An 18024-nucleotide genomic window follows, 5' to 3' on the forward strand; every position below is an offset into this window, starting at 1 on the left:
GCGGATTCCACCGAAATGAAACGATCGACACCCAACCGCGCGCAGCGCATCGCCGATCAGATCCAGCGCGATCTGGCCGAGCTGATCCAGCGCGAGCTGCGCAATCCGCAGCTCGGGCTGGTCACGCTCACAGACGTGCAGCTCACGCCGGACTATGCCCATGCCAAGGTCTATTTCAGCGTGATCGGCGCCGAACCCGAGACCGCACGGCAGATCCTCAGCGACAAGGCGGGGTATCTGCACAGCCTGCTGTTCAAGCGCTTGCAGATCCATACCGTCCCGACACTGCATTTCGTGTTCGACCCGACGACCGAAAAAGCCGCAGAAATGGACGGCCTGATCCGGCAGGCGCTGTCGCAGCGGGCCAAAGACGACTGACTGGCGCGCGCGGCGCGGGCTTCCACCACGATGAATGCAGAAAAAACGCCCTGGGAGGCGGTCAACGGTGTGTTGCTGCTCGACAAGCCGCGCGGTGTGAGCTCGCAACACGCGCTGCAACGGGTGCGCCGGATGCTGCGTGCGGCCAAGGCCGGGCATGGCGGCACCCTGGATCCGCTAGCCGACGGCCTGCTGATGCTGTGCTTCGGCGGCGCGACCAAGTTCTCACAGCGCCATCTCGAAGCCGACAAACGTTACACCGCGGTGGTGCAGCTCGGGGTGCGTACGACCACCGACGATGCTGAGGGCGCGGTGCTGACACGACAGCCGGTGCAGGTCGAGCGCAGCCGGGTCGAGGCCAAGTTGGCCAGGTTCACCGGGACCGTGCTGCAGATCCCGCCGATGCACAGCGCGCTCAAGCGCGACGGCAAGCCGCTGTACGCCTATGCGCGGGCGGGTCAGTCGCTGGCGCTTGCGCCGCGCGCGGTGCAGATTTTTTCCATCGAACTGCTGGACCTGCAGGACGACAGACTGGTGCTGGCCGTGCACTGCGGCAAGGGCACCTACATCCGCGCGCTGGCGCGCGACATCGGCGAGGCGCTGGGCTGTGGCGCGCATTTGGCGGCACTCACCCGCACCGCAAGCGGTGCTTTTTCGCTGGCGCAGGCGCTTGGTCTGCAGGCCGCCGAGGCACTGGGCCGGCAGGGGCTGCGGCACCGCCTGTTGCCTACCGACGTGCTGCTGCATGATCTCCCCCGTCTGAATCTCGATGCCGGGCAGACTCGGCGCTTTCAGCACGGTGGGCGGATCGTCGGCCTGGCCCTGGACATACCAGTGGACGCGGGCCGCGAGCTGCGTGTCTACGGCCCGCTATCCGATGCGCAGCCCGCAGTTTTGCTGGGCACGGGGCTGTGGGATGGTGCGGTGCTGGCGCCGCGCCGCGTGCTGTGCGCAGACGAACTCATCAGCGCGGCCGGGCCCCAGCCCCAGCCTCAGCCTTTACCCCTCCGAACCGAATCTCTCCATCAGGACGCCACACCATGAGCAAATCGATCCGCAACATCGCCATCATCGCCCACGTCGACCATGGCAAGACCACCATGGTGGACCAGCTGCTGCGGCAGTCAGGCACGTTCGCCGAGCATGAAAAAGTCGTGGACACGGTGATGGACAACAACGCCATCGAGCGCGAACGCGGTATCACCATTCTGGCGAAAAACTGCGCGGTGAGCTGGAGGGGCACGCACATCAATATCGTCGACACCCCCGGCCACGCAGACTTTGGCGGCGAGGTCGAGCGCGCGCTGAGCATGGTCGACGGCGTGGTGCTGCTGATCGATGCGCAGGAAGGGCCGATGCCGCAGACCCGCTTTGTCACCAAGAAGGCGCTGGCGCTGGGCTTGAAGCCCATCGTCGTGGTCAACAAGGTCGACAAGCCCGGCGCCAAGCCCGACGCGGTCATCAATGCCGCATTCGACCTGTTCGACAAGCTGGGCGCCACAGACGAACAACTCGACTTTCCGGTGGTCTATGCCTCGGGTATCAACGGCTGGGCGTCGCTGGAGGAGGGCGAGCCGGGACAGCAATGGGGCCCGGACATGTCAGCGTTGTTCGACACCATCCTCAAGCATGTGCCGCCGCACAGCGGCGATCCTGCCGCGCCGCTGCAGCTGCAGATTTCCGCGCTGGATTACAACAACTTCGTCGGCCGCATCGGCATCGGACGGGTCAATTCCGGCACCATCCGCCCCGGCATGGACGTGCTGGTGATGGAGGGCCCGCAGGGCAGGTCGGTCAAGGGGCGGATCAATCAGGTGCTGACCTTCCAGGGACTCGACCGCGTGCAGGTGACCGAGGCCGGGCCTGGCGACATCGTGCTGATCAACGGCATTGCCGACATCGGCATCGGCGTGACCGTGACCGACCCGCTCAACCCGGCGCCGCTGCCGATGCTCAAGGTGGACGAGCCGACGCTGACCATGAACTTCTGCGTCAACACCAGTCCGCTGGCCGGGCGCGAAGGCAAGTTCGTCACCAGTCGCCAGATCTGGGACCGGCTGCAGAAGGAGCTGCAGTCCAACGTGGCGCTGCGGGTGCGGGAGACCGATGAGGACGGCGTATTCGAGGTATCGGGTCGCGGTGAACTGCACCTGACCATTCTTCTGGAGAACATGCGCCGCGAAGGGTACGAGCTGGCGGTGTCCAAGCCGCGGGTGGTGTTCAAGGACATCGACGGCGTGCGCCACGAGCCGATCGAGTTGGTGACGGTGGACATCGAGGAGGCGCACCAAGGCGGGGTGATGCAGGCGCTGGGTGAGCGCAAGGGCGAGCTGGTCAACATGGAACCGGACGGCCGCGGTCGCGTGCGGCTGGAATACCGCATTCCGGCCCGCGGCCTGATCGGTTTCACCAACGAATTCCTCAACCTGACTCGTGGCTCGGGTCTGATCTCCAATATTTTCGACGGCTACGAGCCGCACAAAGGCGAGATCGCTGGACGCAAAAATGGTGTGCTCATCTCCATGGACGATGGTGAAATCTTCACCTACGCGCTGGGCAAGCTCGATGACCGCGGTCGCATGTTCGTCAAGGCGGGCGATCCGGTGTACGAGGGCATGATCGTGGGCATCCATAGCCGTGACAACGATCTGGTGGTCAACGCCACCCGCACCAAACAGCTCACCAATTTCCGCGTCAGCGGCAAGGAAGACGCGATCAAGATCACCCCGCCGATCGAGCTCACCCTCGAATACGCGGTCGAGTTCATCGAGGATGATGAACTGGTTGAAATCACGCCCAAGAGCATCCGTCTGCGCAAGCGCTATCTCACGGAAAACGAGCGCAAGCGGGCCGGGCGCGCGGCCTGATATTCTTCGCCGCCAAGACAGAGCCATCCGATCGGCAGGCCAATGAAGGAGTTATCGCATGGGGGCACGATGGATTGCCGGGCTGGGTTTGAGTGTGGTTGTCGGGTTGTTTGCCGGCTGCGGTGGTGGCTCCGGTGGGCTCGCCACCGACCCGGGCGTGCGTGCGACGCCAGCGGCAGCCGCCAGTAGCGTGCCTCTGCGCGCCACGCCGATGGGGGTGCTCGTGCCGCTGTACGCCTACCCGCTGGTGACCAGTGGCAGCGGCGCGGCGCAGACGACCCAGCCCAATCCGGGCTGGACAGAGCTTGCCGCGCATGCCGCGGTCGTGCCGACGCTGGCAGTGATCAATCCGAACAACGGGCCGCTGCCCTGCACGCAGCCCCCATCCTCCGGGCTGACGGCCTTCCAGCAAGGCATTGCGCTGTTACATGCCGCAGGCGCACGGGTGCTGGGCTATGTGTACACCGGGTATGGTCAGCGCGACCTCAGCCGGGTGCAGCAGGATGTGCAGACCTATGCACAGTGCTATGCGGTCGATGGCATCTTTTTCGATGAGGTCGCCAGCCAGGCCGCGCTCGCACCGTACTACGCCGCTGCCGCGTCCAGCGTGCGCCAAAGCATCGCGTCCGCAGGCGGACAGCCACCGCTGGTCGTCATCAATCCCGGCACCTATCCAGCATTGTCCATCGCACAGACAGCCGACATTACGGTCGTGCATGAGAGCAGCGATTTGAACCTGGCTGCGCCACCCGCCGCCAGTCTGGACGGCTATGCGGCGAACCGCTATGCCTACCTGGCGCTGGGCATAGACAACCTGCCGCAGTTGCAGCAGGTCACGCTGAACCGCCTGTTTCAGCAAGGGGTGGGCTATGTCGATCTAACCGATCAGGGCGTGGGTGGGGCCGATCCGTGGGCCAGGCTCAGCAGCTTTTATGCGGATATGATCCAGTCGATTCAGAAGCTGAACCAGTCCCTAAATTGAAAATTAGCAGGCCGTTGAAAAACGTCGCGAGGATGGCCAGATGCAAGGCGCACGGCGCGCAGCGACCGAGACATATCAAATAGATAGGCGAGGCAGCGAGCACCGTGCAACGCCGCAGATGGCCCACCGCAGTAGTTTTTCAACGGCCTGTTAGTGCTTGCCCTTGATGCTGTCCAGATAGTCGGCAATCACCGCGACCTGGTCTTGCGGGATCGGCGCCTTGAAGGCGTTTTTCATCTTGTTGACTTCCACCAGCCAGGCCGCCTTGGGCAAGTCCGGCTGGTTCATCACCATGCCGACGGAATGGCACATCAGGCAGTAGGTGTTGGCCGCGCGGGCGCCCGCGCTGTCCCCGGGGAACACGCTATGGCTGGTCGGCAGTTCGACGCTCTGGGTTTTCGGGGTGAACGCGTTTGCGCTGACGATCGTGGCCGCACTCAGTGCACAAGCGCTGACGGCGAGAGAGACCATGCGTTGAAGCACGGTGGGGATGTGGCGATGTGTCATGGTGTGCTCCCTATCAGACGGCGATCAGTTCGGTGGACTCGACCACGTTGCGCATGAACCCGCCCGGGTTCCAGTTCGGGGTCATGGGCTGCTGCAGGCCGTCGGTATTCGTGCAGCGGACCATCAAGGTCTGCGGGCCTTTGGGAAGTTTGACGTGGGTGGACCACTGACGGAAGCTGTACTTTCCGTAGTCGCGGCCGAGCTCGGTCGGCAGCCAGGTCTTGCCGCCGTCGGTGGACAGATCGACCGCCTTGACCCCGGTGTCGCCGCCGAAGGCGATGCCGCGTACCAGTTCCGGCCGGTCAGCGCCAATGTGATCGCCGCTGCGCAGATTGGTGATGAACGAGCGCGGCACCATGCGATTGATCGGCACGAACTTGACATCCTTCTCGCCCGGGGTCATGTTGGCCTGCGGCCAGTTGTCCGGGATGGTGTAAGCGGGATGCATCCAGAAATTGGTGTCCTCATGGTCGAGCACGCGGACATGCTGCAGCATCTTGGTCCAGTAGGTGGCGTACCAGCCTGGCACCACAAGGCGGAAAGGAAATCCGTTGAGCAGCGGTAGGGCCTGGCCGTTCATCTCCCATGCGATCATCACCTCACCGTCTCGGGCATGGTCGACCGACAGCGACTTTTTCAGATTCGGTGCCGTCGGAATGACCGGCCGCTCCGACCCCTCGAATTGCACCTGCACCGCACCGGGCTTGACCCCTGCGGCATCGAGGACGTCCTTGAGGCGCACCCCGACCCAGCGCGCGTTGCCCATTGCGCCGTTGCTCCACTGCCCACCGGGCACCCTGGGCTGGAAATAGCCGCGTGAATTGCCCGAGCACTGATTGACTGCAGCAAGTTCGACATGCTTGAACCGCTTCATCAGATCGAACACGGTGAATTCCAGCGTCTTATTCACATGCCCGCTGATGCGCATCTTGTGGGTGTGCGGATTCATCGTGGTAGGAATGCCGGCCCAGTGCCAGCGCACGTAGAACTTGTCCACGGGAGTGAACACCCCCTTGTCGAACACGGAAAAGGGGGTTTCCAGCAGCGGGGGGCGGGTGCGTTGGAGAATCATCACGCCCTTGCCGGGGAAGGCGCTGGTAAGCCTGCGCGAGTCGGGGCCACCCGGCAGCGGAAGTTCGACGGTGGATGCAGCTAGGGCATTGCGTGCCAGCGCGAGTGTACCGAGCCCGGTGGCCGCGGTCTGCAAGAAAGCGCGGCGTGAGGCAGCGTCTTGAAACGGTGATCGGTCGTTCATGTTCATCCTCCTCGGGGTTGTGAGCCGATGTTGCGATTTGTCGTCTCTTTTTTCTTTTTATCAGCCGGGTGCAGGATCGTGTAATGGATATATTCGGTGATCTTGATCTGATTTTTTGATATTTGATCCGCTTATCCAGCGATATGTTTGTATGGACAAATCCAATTTCTAACTATTTGATCTGACTGGGAAAAATTGGCAAGATTAATTAGTGAATGCGCATATTCCAAAATGGGTGAAATAGAACGCCGAGACCGTGCTGCTGAGATTTCATAAAAAGAAAGATAAATTACATCTAGATACGATCAAGTAACCCAGGGAGAGGAGATGGAATTCGACAAAATCATCGTCGGAGCGGGGTCGGCCGGCTGCGTGCTGGCCAATCGTCTCAGTGCCGATCCCGCGGCCGCGTGCTGCTGATCGAGGCCGGCGGCGCCGACTGGCATCCCTACATTCACATGCCCGCCGGCATCGCCAAGCTGGCCGGGCAACGACGGTTCAACTGGAACTACACCACAGAGCGCGAACCGCAGCGCGACAACCGACGCCTGTGGTGGCCGCGCGGCAAGGTGCTGGGTGGCTCCAGTTCGATCAAAGCCATGTGCTATTTGCGAGGCGCATCGCAGGACTACGTGCGCTGGGCCGAAGTCACCGGGGAGTCAGCCTGGTCGTGGCGTGCCGTTCTGCCGCTGTTTCGCGCCATGGAGCACAACTCTCGCGGCGCGAATACCTTCCACGGCGACAGCGGCCCGCTCGGCGTCAGCGATCTGCGACATCACAATGTGCTGACCGAGGCGTTCATCGATGCCGGTGTCCTACGGTCTGCCGCATCACCCCGATTTCAACGGCATCACGCAGGAGGGCGTCGGTCTCTATCAGGTCACGCAGCAAGACGGTTTGCGCCACTCCAGCGCGGCAGTCTTTCTCGCGCCCGTGCGCCGGAGGCCGAATCTGACCGTGTTTACGCATACCCTGACCGAGCGCGTGCTTTTCGACTGCGAGCGCGCGGTGGGGGTACAGGTGCGTCAGCGCGGTGGCGTCCGTCGGTGGATCGAGGATGGTGAAGTCATCCTCAGCGGCGGCGGGGTCAATTCGCCGCAACTGTTGCTGCTGTCCGGCATCGGCCCGGCCGATCATCTGCGCGCCCTCGGTATCCGTGTGGTGCGCGATCTGCCGGCGGTCGGGGAGAATCTGCAAGACCACCTAGACATCTGCACCCTGACCGCCTGCACCCTGCCGGTCACCTACGACAAGGTCAGCGTGCTGCGCACAGGTGTGCAGTTCTGGCTGACCCGGCAGGGCGTGGGGACGACCAATGCCGCCGAAGGAGGTGGCTTCATGCGCTTACGTCACGCCGCCGATGCACGCTGCGACCTCCAGCTACCACCCGGCACCTGTCGCATGGGGCGCGATGAGACCAGCGTGGTCGACCCGCATCGTTGCGCGTGCGCGGCGTCGACGGTCTGCGCGTGGTCGATGCCTCCGTCATGCCCGAAATCCCCAGCGGCAACACCAATGCGCCAACGTTGATGATTGCGTTGCAAGCCAGCAAGTGGCTGGGCGCGCCCGACTGACTCCCGGCCACATCCCACCGAACAGGGGGGCGCCCGGGATCGGGGATAGACCCGTCATGGTGCAACGGGAACAATCCTAATCGTCCGCAGGAAGTGCGCATCGACTGCACCAAACCGCGAAAAAATTCACTTCGAATCCACGAGCGATCAGCAAAGAATCACGACATGGATTTTATTCCCGACCAGATTCTCGTCATGGTCGCACAAGCCGATGTTTCAGTTGCGGTATGGCGCGAGAACCGAGGTTGAATCATGTTCAAGATTTTCAATCTCTACATTCCAGCAAAAGCAACCTTCGAGGTGTTGGTCGATATGACCATCTCGGCGCTATCCTTTGCGCTGGCGACCTGGACGGTTTATTTGATGACCACTAGCCCGACTGGTCTATATTACTGGGCGACGCAGGCAATTTATCCGCTGATTCTGTATGTGGCACTCAATGCGCTCCTGTACACCGCGCTGGGCGTTTATCGCATCGACGCGGAAAACAGTCTCAAAGACCTGCTCGGTCGAGCATCGGTGGCATTTGCTCTGGTGTTCTTCCCTGTCTATTGGTTCACGCTGATATTCACCGAGGCCGGGAGTTCATTTCGGGTTCTCGGTTTTGCCTACCTTTACCAGATAGGCTTGCTGACCTTCATCCGTTATATGGTGTTGCGGCCGAATGTCCTGGCTGGCATGCGCCGGAAAATACTGATCGTGGGCAACGGCAGGGAGGCGCAGGTGCTTGCCATGCAGGTCAATGAACAACATTGCACAGCCTATGCAATCGTCGGGTTTTACCCGACAGAAAATCCTCAACAACATGCAGTGCAGCTTCCCGGAGAGATTTTCGATGCAAGCCTTCCTCTGGATCAGCTGGTGCTGGATTATAGAGTCGATGAAATCATCGTGGCGGTGCGCGAGCAGCGGGGTGGGGTCTTGCCCATCCGCCATTTGCTGGAATGCCGTATTCTGGGCATTCCTGTGCATTCGCTCACCACCTTCTACGAGAGGCTCCAGGGAGAAGTCCCGCTGGAGAGCATGAAAGCCAGCTGGCTGATTTACGGATCGGGTTTTGTCCAGGGTCAGTTCAGGGCCTGGGCCAAGCGTGTGTTTGACGTATGCAGCGCCACGGTGTTGCTGCTGGTGCTGTGGCCCGTGATGCTGCTGGCTGCCCTGTTTATCAAGCTCGAGGATGGCGGGCCAGTGTTTTTCCGCCAGGAGCGTGTGGGACTGTTCGGCAAACCTTTCTTTTGCCTGAAATTTCGCAGCATGCAGACCGATGCCGAAAAGGATGGTGTGGCACGCTGGGCCAGCACCCAGGACAGTCGGGTGACCCGGGTGGGCCGATTCATCCGCAAAACGCGGATCGACGAGCTTCCGCAGCTGGTCAATGTTTTCCGTGGGGAAATGAGCATGGTCGGGCCACGCCCGGAGCGACCCACTTTTGTCGAGTTGCTGGAGCGAGATATTCCCTTTTATGCCATCCGCCACAGCGTCAAACCGGGTGTGACCGGATGGGCGCAAGTGCGCTATGCCTATGGCGCATCAATCGAGGATGCGAAAAGAAAGCTGCAGTTCGATCTATATTATGTCAAGAACAATAGTGTATTTCTGGATTTTTTCATTTTGTTCGAAACCGTGCGCGTCGTTCTCTTTGGCGAAGGTGCCAGGTAATTTCATTACGGGAATATAAATGACAGTCATTGCAGTCGTCGGGCTGGGTTATGTGGGGCTGCCGTTGGCAGTGGAATTCGGGAAAAAATACCGTACCATCGGTTTTGATCTGTCTTCTGAAAAAATCGATGCGTATCGTCGGCATGTCGATCCTACCGGCGAAGTGGGACAGGCCGATTTGAAAAGTGCAACCCTGCTCGAACCCACGACCGATGCGGCAAGGCTCAGAGAAGCGGACTTTGTGGTGGTCGCCGTGCCGACGCCGGTGGACGCGGCGCACAACCCCGATTTCAACCCACTGATCGGCGCAAGCCGATCGGTCGGAAAAAACCTCAAACCCGGCGCGATCGTGGTGTATGAATCGACGGTCTATCCCGGAGCGACCGAAGAGATCTGCGTGCCGATCTTGGAACGCGAGTCGGGCTTGAGGTGGAAGCAGGATTTTTTCGTCGGCTATTCTCCTGAGCGCATCAACCCGGGAGACAAGGAACATACCCTCACGCGCATCGTCAAGGTGGTATCGGGAGATACTAATCGCACCCTCGAGACGGTTGCGCAGATCTATGGCTCGATCATCACGGCGGGGATTTACCGTGCCAGCAGCATCAAGGTGGCCGAGGCTGCGAAAGTCATCGAAAATACCCAACGCGATCTGAACATCGCGTTGATGAACGAGCTCTCGCTCATTTTCCACCGTATCGGTATCGATACCCTGGAGGTACTGCAGGCGGCCGGAACCAAGTGGAATTTCCTGCCGTTTCGGCCTGGGCTAGTCGGTGGGCACTGCATTGGCGTCGATCCGTATTACTTGACCCACAAGGCCGACATGCTGGGTTATCACCCCCAGGTGATTCTTGCGGGCCGGCGCATCAATGACGGCATGGGCAAATACATTGCCGAGCAGGCGATCAAGCAGATGAGCCAGGCCGGCATCCCGATCAAGGACAGCAAGGTCATCGTGATGGGCCTGACCTTCAAGGAGAATTGTCCTGATCTGCGCAATTCCCGGGTAATCGATGTCATCCGCGAACTCGAGTCCTACGGGGTGAGCGTGGTCGTGCATGATCCGATCGCCGAGCCGCGCGAGGCCATGCAGGAATATGGCGTACAACTGGTTCCTTGGGAGCAGCTGCCCAAGGCGCAGGCGATCGTTGCCGCGGTCGCGCATGCGGCGTACAAAGACCGACCGCTTGCTGACGTACTGGCAAAACTGGACACCGGGGGGATTTTCATGGACATCAAATGCCAGCATGACCCTGCGCAGCTGCAGGCGTTCGGGGCCCGTGTGTGGAGGCTGTGAGGTATGGAACGCATCGCGCACATGCTGGCTGCAGCGCCGCGGCGCTGGCTGGTGACCGGTAGCGCCGGATTCATCGGCTCTCATCTGGTCGAAACACTGCTGAAAAATGGGCAGTCCGTGGTCAGCCTAGACAATTTTTCCACTGGTCACCGGTCGAACCTCGACGAGGTGCGGCGCATCGTGGGGGAGCGGGCCTGGGCGCGGCATCAGTTCATCGAAGGGGACATCGTCAATCTCGACGATTGCAGGCTGGCCTGCGAGGGGGTCGATATCGTGCTGCATCAGGCCGCGCTCGGCTCCGTGCCGCGCTCGATCGAAAACCCCCTGGGCACGCATGCGGTCAACGCCACCGGCTTCCTGAACATGCTGGTGGCTGCGCGTGATGCAGGTGTCGGCCGGTTCGTGTTTGCTGCGTCGAGTTCGACCTATGGCGATCACCCCGGGCTGCCCAAGGTCGAGCATCTGATCGGCAGGCCGTTGTCTCCCTATGCGGTGACCAAATACCTCAACGAGCTGTATGCCGAGGTGTTCGGCCGTGTCTATGGCCTGCAGACCATCGGTCTGCGCTATTTCAATGTGTTCGGCACCCGGCAGGACCCGAACGGGCCGTATGCCGCGGTCATCCCCAACTGGGCCAAGGCGATCCGCAGCAATCAGCCCTGCATGATCAACGGGGACGGCGAAACGACCCGCGACTTCTGCTATGTCGACAATGTGGTGCAGGCCAATCTGCTGGCAGGTCTGACCACCGATCCAGACGCGGTCGGTCAGGTCTATAACATCGCCTACGGCGAGCAGACCAGCTTGAACACCCTGCACCAACTGCTGACCCAGGAAATCTGTGCGCTCGACCCTTCAGTCGAACGCAAGGCGCCGGTCTATCGCGCGTTTCGCAAGGGGGATGTCCGGCACTCGCTGGCCGATATCGGCAAGGCCAGGCGCCTGCTGGGGTATCGGCCGCAGTTCAGCGTGCGGGCCGGCCTGCACATTGCGATGCGTTGGTATGTTGGGATGGATGCGGCCACTGCGCAGACGCCGGCGGTCTGAACATGCGGGTTCGCCGCGCTGGCATCTGCAGGGCGGACGGTGCGCCACCGCCTCACCCGATTTCTGCCCAGGCTCTGGCCATCCATCGCGGTAGGCGCGCTGCGGTGAAATCTGCCGAGCCATGCTGCCTGGCGGCGAGATCGGCTGCACGACCGTGCAGCCAGACAGCGGCGAGCAGGGATTGCGCGGTGGAGGTCGCGCCAATGGCCGCGGCGATCGCCCCGGCCAGCACATCCCCGCTGCCGGCGGTGGCCAACAGGCCGTTTCCCGTGGGGTTGATCCACAGGAGGGACCGTGGGGAGGCGATCACGCTGCCGGCGCCCTTGAGCACCACCCACGCGCCATAGCGCTCAGCCAGGTTTTGTGCGGCCTGCAGCCGGTCGCGCTGCACCTGCACGGCGTCGATGCCCAGCAGGCGGGCCGCTTCCAGCGGGTGCGGGGTCAGCACTGTTGCGGCGCCGCGCTGCCGTACCAGGCTGTGCAAGTCGGAACCGGGGCGCGCCTGCTGCGCCAGCAGGTTCAGGCCGTCCGCATCGATCACTAGCGGTAGAGGCTGCGCGAGGGCGAGCGCAAGAAGCTGGCCTGCGGTGGCCTCAGTACCGGCGCCCGGGCCGAACACCAGGCAGCCGCCCTTGCGTGCCGCGCTCAGCAGGGCTTGCGGTGGGCGCAGCATCAGTTCGGGCGCGACCGGGTCTGCGCAGGGGGCATTGGGATCGAGCAGGCCGACGAACACCCGCCCGGCACCCATCCGCGCCGCTGCACGGGCTGCCAGCAGGGCCGCGCCGGTCATCCCCGACGCGCCGCCGATTACAACCACATCGCCACGTTCCCCCTTGTGCGCCGCATGCAGCAGCTTAGGCAGCAGAGGGCGCACGTGGTCTGCGCCCAGCCACACCGCGTCTGGCGGGATGTCTGCGGGCGGCAAGGGCAGGTCGAGATCATCGCTCCACACTTCGCCGCACAGCGACGCGGCCGGGCCGGTGCACAAACCAGGTTTGAGACCGAGCAGACTGAGCGTGACTGCGGCGCGCACACAGGCATTGCCGCATATGCCGCGGTCGGCATCCAGGCCGGAAGGCAGATCGACACTGAGCACCGGTGCCTTGGTCTGGGTGTTCAGCGCCGAGATGACAGCCGCGGTCGCATCGCGCACTGGGCCGGTCAGGCCGATGCCAAGTAACGCGTCGATGTACAGATCTGCGGTGGGCAGCGACTGGAGCGGTGGCTGCTGCAGCGCGCAGGCAATCTGTCGTGCCTTTGTCTCGCCCCAGGCCCAGGCGGCATCCGGCGGGAGGCGGCTCAGCCAGGCGTCCAGGCTGGATGCGCCGCAAGCCAGGATCCGCACATCCCGCCCCGCGTCCTGCAGATGCGTGGCCGCAACCAGACCATCTCCGCCGTTGTTGCCCGCACCGGCGAGCACGACAATGCGCCGCGCATGGGGAAACCGGGCTTGCACCAGCCTGGCCACGGCCAGGCCAGCACGCTGCATCAGGGTGTGCGGGGGCAGCGCATGCGATGCCATCTCCTCGATCGCACGCAGGGCAGCGGTGCGGTAGACCGGCTCGCTTTGGTGAGGGAGCAAACGCCTGAGCATGATCAGACCCAGCCCAGCATACCCAGCAACGCACCGCCGAGCAAAAGCCACAAGGGATTGAGCCGAGTGCGCACCACCAGCACCGCGCTGAGCGCGATCAGCGCTACGCGCTGCACGCTGGTTCCCTCCTGCCGCGTGAGCAGCCATCCCGACGCCAGCAGCAGCCCCACGGTGATCGGCGCCATGCCGTCGTGCATGGCACGCACCCAGTGTCGATCACGATGTTTTCGGCTGTAGCGGAAATACGCGATGGTGATGACAGAGGACGGCAGGACGAGCCCGATCGCACACAGCAACGCCCCGGGCAGTCCGAGGATTTGCCAGCCCAGCAGCGCGGAAAAGAGGACCATGCTCGGCCCCGGCGAGGCCTGGCCCAGCGCCAGCGCCGAGGTGAACTGCGCATCGGTGATCCAATGCTGCTGCGCGACAAGATAGCGGTGCATGTCGGGCAGCAGCCCGATCGCGCCGCCTACCGACAGCAAGGACCACAGCAAAAAATGCGCGAATAGCGGCGCAGCAATTGACAGCAGATGCATCAACGTCTCCGGACGCGCCGCCACGCCATCGCCACCGCCAGCGGCCCCAGCGCGAGCAGCACCCACAGCAGATTCAAGCGCAGCAGACCGACTGCGGCAAAAGCTAGCGCCACCCAGACCCAGTTGATGTGGACATGGCTGACCGCTGGAAGCAGCTTGATCGCCATCGCGATCACCAGCCCGGCCACCACGGCAGACATCCCCTGCAGCGCGTGCACCACCAAAGGCGTGTGCGCGGAGTTGGCGTAGGCCACGGCAACGAACAGGATCAGCGCCAGCGGCGCGGCCAGCATGCCGGCCAGAGCCACCAGCGCGCCGCGCCAGCCGAAGAAATGCTGCCCGACCATCAAGGCGAGGTTGATCAGATTCGGGCCCGGCAACACTTGGCCGAGGCTGAGCATTTCGACAAACTGCGCATTGCTCAGCCAGCGCTTGTCCTCGACCAAAATGCGTTGCGCAAACGGCAGCACCCCGCCCACGCCCAGCAGGGTCAGGTGATTGAACACCCAGAACACCTCGGCCAGGCGCAGCGGCCCCCGGCTTGGATGCTGATCGAGAGCACGGTGCGGCGAAGGTGAGGGAGGACCGGAAGGTGGCGGAATGGAGCGAGGCATTCGGTTTATTCCACGATATGAAATGAAATCAGCGTGATGTGAAATTGATCTGCTGCAGCGCGATCAGGACGCCTTTTGCTTAACGGAAATGCATTCCACATACCGAAAAAGAATCGCCAATCAATTGATTCAAAAGATATAAATTTGACATCTTCTATAAGACATAAGACTATGCTGCGTCGCAATACTCAACTATGCTGAAGCATCGATTGTTGATTCACTATGGAGAAGCAGATGACAGATCGCGCACAGCAAGTGGCACAGTTGGAACAGGATTGGGCACAGAACCCGCGCTGGAAAGGGGTCAAGCGCGGCTATGGCGCAGAGGATGTCGTGCGCTTGCGCGGCTCGCTCATGGTCGAGCATACGCTGGCGCGACGCGGCGCGGAGCGCCTGTGGCGGCAGTTGCATGAAATGCCCTTCGTCAACGCGCTGGGTGCGCTCACCGGCAACCAGGCCATGCAACAGGTCAAGGCCGGGTTGCAGGCAATCTACCTCTCGGGCTGGCAGGTTGCCGGAGATGCCAACCTGGCCGGCGAGATGTATCCCGACCAATCTCTCTACCCGTCCAATTCGGTGCCCAGCGTGGTCAAGCGCATCAACAACACCCTGACCCGGGCCGACCAGATCCAGTGGATGGAAGGTAAGAACCCGGGCGACGAGGGCTATATCGACTATTTCGCCCCGATCGTGGCCGACGCCGAGGCGGGCTTTGGCGGTGTGCTCAACGCATTCGAGCTGATGAAGGCGATGATTGAAGCTGGTGCCGCCGGTGTGCACTTTGAGGATCAGCTGGCCTCGGTGAAAAAATGCGGCCACATGGGCGGCAAGGTGCTGGTGCCCACACGCGAGGCTGTGGCCAAGCTCATCGCCGCACGTCTGGCAGCCGACGTGATGGGCGTGCCCACCATCCTCGTGGCGCGCACCGACGCCGAGGCCGCCGACCTGCTCACCTCCGATGTGGATGCCAACGATCAACCCTTCTGCACCGGCGAGCGCACGGTCGAGGGTTTTTACCGCACCCGGCCCGGGCTGGAGCAGGCCGTCTCCCGCGGTCTGGCCTACGCGCCCTATGCCGATCTGGTGTGGTGCGAAACCGGCAAGCCCGATCTGGCCTACGCCAAGGCGTTTGCCGAAGCCATCCATGCCAAGTTCCCGGACAAGATGCTGGCCTATAACTGCTCGCCGTCGTTCAACTGGAAGAAAAATCTCGATGACGCCACCATTGCCAAGTTCCAGAAGGAACTCGGCGCCATGGGCTACAAGTTCCAGTTCATCACTCTGGCCGGTTTCCACGCGCTGAACTACTCGATGTTCAACTTGGCCTACGGCTATGCCCGCAACCAGATGAGCGCCTTCGTCGAGTTGCAAGAGGCCGAATTCGCCGCGGCGCCCAAGGGCTTCACCGCGGTCAAGCATCAACGCGAGGTCGGCACTGGCTATTTCGACGCTGTCACCACGACGATCGAAAACGAGGCTTCGACTGCCGCGCTCAAGGGCTCGACCGAAGACGAGCAGTTCTTCGACCGCACGGTCGCCTGACTGCAAAGGCGCGGGTGCGCCCGCGCAGGCAACGCAGCCACCCGCGCGGTGGCTGTTTTTGGCGCGCTACTTCACCTTGCCGCAGTCACGGCCCAGGAGTTTTCCGGTGACCTGCAGCGTCGTCCGCGTCTGCGTGCCGTTGCCGGCTGCACTGTCGATCGCCCAGTGCGAGTCGAAGGTGGCTGCAGTGGTGGCGAAGGTCCCGGTCTGGGTGACTTTCGCGCCCGGCAGTTTGCAATGAAATGTCCACTGCGTCTGCCCATCTGCCAAGGTTTCATGGGTGCCGGTGCATTCCTTGCCGCCTGCCGGGACGACAACGGTTTGCGGCTTTTGTCCCGGCTTGACGCAGATGTCCATCTCACGCAGCACCGGCACGGTCAGGTCGGGCGGGGCATGCGTCTGGCCTTGGATGTTCATGTGCCATAGCCCGGGCAGCATCGGGGCATCCGCGGCGTGTGCCGACAGGCACGCGCCAGAAATGAGCAGAAGAACCGCAAGGTGTTGTTTCCGCATGAGACTTCCTTCATCGACCGCGACGTGAGTTTTCGACCGGGCGGGACAGCCGTGACCCACGGCACGCCACGGCACGGGTTGCACCTGCTGCGAGCTTACTGCTTCGCAACGACATGCAAGGTTTCAACTCGCAACTGCCGGACGCCCCTCAGAATCTGGCCGACGAAGCGGGCAGCAGCGCCGCGCCCTTTGCACAACGTCGCGACCGATCGTCAGGCGCGGTACGGCAGGCAAGGCGCTGCCGTTGGCGGCAAAAAATCAGGATCGAGCGCGTGTTTGGTCAGCAGCCCGCGACAGCACTGTCAGCTGGCCTTCTGGGCTTCGTAGCTGACGAAGTGATAAGACCAGCCTTCGGGGGCGGTATATGTCTGGCGCGCGGTTTCGGTGAAGCGGCTGCGGTCCCAATCGGGAAAGCGCGTGTCGCCGTCGAAGTCCTGGTCGATCTCGGTGAGCTCCAGACCATCGGCCAGCGGCAGCGCCTGGGCGTAGAGCTGCGCGCCGCCGATGATAAAGGCCAGCGCATCGCTCGAGACGCGCTGCAGCGCTGCGTGCAGCGAATCGGCGTGTTCGGCACCTTCGGCCTGCCAGTCGGGCTGGCGGCTGATGACGATGTTGCGCCGTCCCGGCAGTGGCCTGCCGAGAGACTCCCAGGTGCGCCGACCCATCAGGACGGGATGGCCCAGGGTGAGCCGCTTGAAGTGCTGCAGGTCGGCGGGCAGGTGCCACGGCATGCCGCCGTCCTTGCCGATGACGCCGTTGCGCGCCACTGCGGCGATCAGCACCAGCCGGGTCATATCGCCACCGGCGCCTTGATTGCCGGATGATGCTGGTAGTTTTTCAGCACGAAGTCGTCGAAGGTGTAGTCGAACAGACTGGGCGGCTTACGGGCGAATTCCAGCGTGGGGTAAGGGTAGGGCGCGCGGCTGAGTTGCTCCTGCACCTGGGTGAAATGGTTGCGGTAGAGATGGCAGTCGCCGCCGGTCCAGACGAAATCGCCGGGCAGTAGGTCGGTCTGCTGCGCGATCATCAGGGTCAGCAGCGCATAGCTGGCAATGTTGAACGGCACGCCCAGAAAAATGTCGGCGCTGCGCTGGTAGAGTTGGCAGCTCAGCCGTCTGGGTTCGCCAGGCCGACGGGGCGGGCCGACGTAGAACTGGAACAGGACATGACAGGGCGGTAGCGCCATCTCGGCGATCTGGCCGACATTCCATGCGCTGACGATGATGCGGCGCGAATCCGGCTGGGTGCGCAGCAGCCGGAGCACCTCGCTGATCTGGTCGATGGTGCGGTGCGGGTCGCCCTCGGTCGGTGCCGGCCACGAGCGCCATTGCACCCCGTAGATCGGTCCGAGCTCACCGTCCTCACGCGCCCATTCGTCCCAGATCGTCACGCCGTGCTGCTGTAGCCAGCGCACGTTCGACTCACCGCGCAGAAACCACAGCAGCTCGTACGCGACGCTCTTGAAATGCACCCGCTTGGTGGTGATCAGCGGAAACCCGGCCGATAGATCGAAGCGCATCTGGTGGCCGAACACGCTGCGCGTGCCGGTGCCAGTGCGGTCGGTCTTGTCATGGCCGTGGGTGAAGACATGGCGCATCAGGTCTTCGTATGGGGTGGGGATGGCAGGCATGGGATGCAGAAAAGGATTGCGCGTGA

General features: G+C 62.6%; 16 protein-coding genes and 2 pseudogenes. 10 read left to right on the top strand and 8 right to left on the bottom strand.

Annotated features, from left to right (window positions below; translation table 11 throughout):
- Positions 1 to 15 precede the first annotated feature (15 nt).
- From rbfA to ACZ47F_RS11495, 4 genes are read left to right on the top strand one after another with little or no spacing between them, the layout of a single operon-like run.
- Entirely contained in the window at positions 16 to 378 is a 363-nt protein-coding gene (gene rbfA / locus ACZ47F_RS11480) for a 30S ribosome-binding factor RbfA (protein WP_464924844.1), read from the top strand.
- Positions 379 to 408: 30 nt separating this feature from the next.
- Positions 409 to 1422: a tRNA pseudouridine(55) synthase TruB gene (truB, locus tag ACZ47F_RS11485; RefSeq protein WP_464924845.1), complete on the top strand. Its 1014-nt coding sequence runs from the start codon at positions 409 to 411 to the stop codon at positions 1420 to 1422.
- Positions 1419 to 3245, top strand: a complete 1827-nt coding sequence (gene typA / locus ACZ47F_RS11490; protein WP_464924846.1) for a translational GTPase TypA — start codon at positions 1419 to 1421, stop codon at positions 3243 to 3245. Before truB ends, typA begins: the two co-directional genes overlap by 4 nt.
- 58 nt (positions 3246 to 3303) lie before the next feature.
- A complete protein-coding gene (locus tag ACZ47F_RS11495) occupies positions 3304 to 4227 on the top strand; it encodes a spherulation-specific family 4 protein (protein ID WP_464924847.1) in 924 nt (307 codons plus the stop codon).
- A 150-nt stretch (positions 4228 to 4377) separates the two neighbouring features.
- Here ACZ47F_RS11495 and ACZ47F_RS11500 read toward each other — a convergent pair whose 3' ends face one another.
- Both ACZ47F_RS11500 and ACZ47F_RS11505 read right to left on the bottom strand, forming a co-directional pair.
- Complete coding sequence (locus ACZ47F_RS11500) at positions 4378 to 4734, bottom strand: c-type cytochrome (RefSeq protein WP_464924848.1); 357 nt, start codon at positions 4732 to 4734, stop codon at positions 4378 to 4380.
- Between the two features lie 13 nt (positions 4735 to 4747).
- Positions 4748 to 5995 (bottom strand): molybdopterin-dependent oxidoreductase, encoded by a 1248-nt coding sequence (locus ACZ47F_RS11505; protein WP_464924849.1) that lies wholly within the window; start codon positions 5993 to 5995, stop codon positions 4748 to 4750.
- Between the two features lie 452 nt (positions 5996 to 6447).
- Between ACZ47F_RS11505 and ACZ47F_RS11510 the strand changes: the two are divergent.
- From ACZ47F_RS11510 to ACZ47F_RS11530, 5 genes and pseudogenes are all read left to right on the top strand, one after another.
- Positions 6448 to 6750: pseudogene (locus ACZ47F_RS11510) on the top strand (GMC family oxidoreductase N-terminal domain-containing protein); the annotation flags it as partial.
- A gap of 43 nt (positions 6751 to 6793) precedes the next feature.
- A pseudogene (locus ACZ47F_RS11515) lies at positions 6794 to 7563 on the top strand (GMC family oxidoreductase).
- Between the two features lie 252 nt (positions 7564 to 7815).
- Entirely contained in the window at positions 7816 to 9222 is a 1407-nt protein-coding gene (locus ACZ47F_RS11520) for a TIGR03013 family XrtA/PEP-CTERM system glycosyltransferase (RefSeq protein WP_464924850.1), read from the top strand.
- Positions 9223 to 9241: 19 nt separating this feature from the next.
- A complete protein-coding gene (locus ACZ47F_RS11525) occupies positions 9242 to 10522 on the top strand; it encodes a nucleotide sugar dehydrogenase (protein WP_464924851.1) in 1281 nt (426 codons plus the stop codon).
- A 3-nt stretch (positions 10523 to 10525) separates the two neighbouring features.
- Positions 10526 to 11569, top strand: coding sequence for an SDR family oxidoreductase (locus tag ACZ47F_RS11530; RefSeq protein WP_464924852.1), 1044 nt, complete (start codon positions 10526 to 10528; stop codon positions 11567 to 11569).
- 52 nt (positions 11570 to 11621) lie between these two features.
- Here ACZ47F_RS11530 and ACZ47F_RS11535 read toward each other — a convergent pair whose 3' ends face one another.
- Genes ACZ47F_RS11535 through ACZ47F_RS11545 form a run of 3 tightly spaced genes read right to left on the bottom strand, consistent with a single transcriptional unit; the run spans position 11622 to position 14313 of the window.
- Positions 11622 to 13151: an NAD(P)H-hydrate dehydratase gene (locus ACZ47F_RS11535; protein WP_464924853.1), complete on the bottom strand. Its 1530-nt coding sequence runs from the start codon at positions 13149 to 13151 to the stop codon at positions 11622 to 11624.
- 14 nt (positions 13152 to 13165) lie between these two features.
- Positions 13166 to 13699 carry a chromate transporter gene (locus tag ACZ47F_RS11540; RefSeq protein WP_464924854.1) on the bottom strand — a complete coding sequence of 178 codons (534 nt, stop codon included), beginning with the start codon at positions 13697 to 13699 and terminating at the stop codon, positions 13166 to 13168.
- Entirely contained in the window at positions 13699 to 14313 is a 615-nt protein-coding gene (locus ACZ47F_RS11545; RefSeq protein WP_464924855.1) for a chromate transporter, read from the bottom strand. The genes ACZ47F_RS11540 and ACZ47F_RS11545 overlap by 1 nt, the downstream gene beginning before the upstream one ends.
- A 234-nt stretch (positions 14314 to 14547) precedes the next feature.
- Here ACZ47F_RS11545 and aceA point away from each other — a divergent pair, with 234 nt between their 5' ends.
- On the top strand, positions 14548 to 15855 hold the full coding sequence (gene aceA, locus ACZ47F_RS11550; protein WP_464924856.1) for an isocitrate lyase: 1308 nt from the start codon (positions 14548 to 14550) through the stop codon (positions 15853 to 15855).
- Between the two features lie 66 nt (positions 15856 to 15921).
- Here the strand turns inward: aceA and ACZ47F_RS11555 are convergent, their stop codons facing one another.
- From ACZ47F_RS11555 to ACZ47F_RS11565, 3 genes are all read right to left on the bottom strand, one after another.
- The gene (locus ACZ47F_RS11555; protein ID WP_464924857.1) at positions 15922 to 16368 is read right to left on the bottom strand and encodes a DUF3617 domain-containing protein; all 447 of its coding nucleotides are present in this window, start codon (positions 16366 to 16368) and stop codon (positions 15922 to 15924) included.
- Between the two features lie 302 nt (positions 16369 to 16670).
- The gene (locus ACZ47F_RS11560; RefSeq protein WP_464924858.1) at positions 16671 to 17162 is read right to left on the bottom strand and encodes a dihydrofolate reductase; all 492 of its coding nucleotides are present in this window, start codon (positions 17160 to 17162) and stop codon (positions 16671 to 16673) included.
- On the bottom strand, positions 17159 to 18007 hold the full coding sequence (locus ACZ47F_RS11565) for a thymidylate synthase (protein WP_464926629.1): 849 nt from the start codon (positions 18005 to 18007) through the stop codon (positions 17159 to 17161). The genes ACZ47F_RS11560 and ACZ47F_RS11565 overlap by 4 nt, the downstream gene beginning before the upstream one ends.
- Positions 18008 to 18024 lie beyond the last annotated feature (17 nt).

It is taken from the genome of Thiomonas islandica (assembly GCF_055383445.1).

Coding starts and splice junctions, on each gene's coding strand:
- typA (WP_464924846.1), top strand. CDS start 1,419: ATGAGCAAATCGATCCGCAACATCGCCATCATCGCCCACGTCGACCAT.
- rbfA (WP_464924844.1), top strand. CDS start 16: ATGAAACGATCGACACCCAACCGCGCGCAGCGCATCGCCGATCAGATC.
- truB (WP_464924845.1), top strand. CDS start 409: ATGAATGCAGAAAAAACGCCCTGGGAGGCGGTCAACGGTGTGTTGCTG.
- ACZ47F_RS11560 (WP_464924858.1), bottom strand. CDS start 17,162: ATGACCCGGCTGGTGCTGATCGCCGCAGTGGCGCGCAACGGCGTCATC.
- ACZ47F_RS11520 (WP_464924850.1), top strand. CDS start 7,816: ATGTTCAAGATTTTCAATCTCTACATTCCAGCAAAAGCAACCTTCGAG.
- ACZ47F_RS11505 (WP_464924849.1), bottom strand. CDS start 5,995: ATGAACATGAACGACCGATCACCGTTTCAAGACGCTGCCTCACGCCGC.
- aceA (WP_464924856.1), top strand. CDS start 14,548: ATGACAGATCGCGCACAGCAAGTGGCACAGTTGGAACAGGATTGGGCA.
- ACZ47F_RS11495 (WP_464924847.1), top strand. CDS start 3,304: ATGGGGGCACGATGGATTGCCGGGCTGGGTTTGAGTGTGGTTGTCGGG.
- ACZ47F_RS11530 (WP_464924852.1), top strand. CDS start 10,526: ATGGAACGCATCGCGCACATGCTGGCTGCAGCGCCGCGGCGCTGGCTG.
- ACZ47F_RS11525 (WP_464924851.1), top strand. CDS start 9,242: ATGACAGTCATTGCAGTCGTCGGGCTGGGTTATGTGGGGCTGCCGTTG.
- ACZ47F_RS11545 (WP_464924855.1), bottom strand. CDS start 14,313: ATGCCTCGCTCCATTCCGCCACCTTCCGGTCCTCCCTCACCTTCGCCG.
- ACZ47F_RS11500 (WP_464924848.1), bottom strand. CDS start 4,734: ATGACACATCGCCACATCCCCACCGTGCTTCAACGCATGGTCTCTCTC.
- ACZ47F_RS11540 (WP_464924854.1), bottom strand. CDS start 13,699: ATGCATCTGCTGTCAATTGCTGCGCCGCTATTCGCGCATTTTTTGCTG.
- ACZ47F_RS11555 (WP_464924857.1), bottom strand. CDS start 16,368: ATGCGGAAACAACACCTTGCGGTTCTTCTGCTCATTTCTGGCGCGTGC.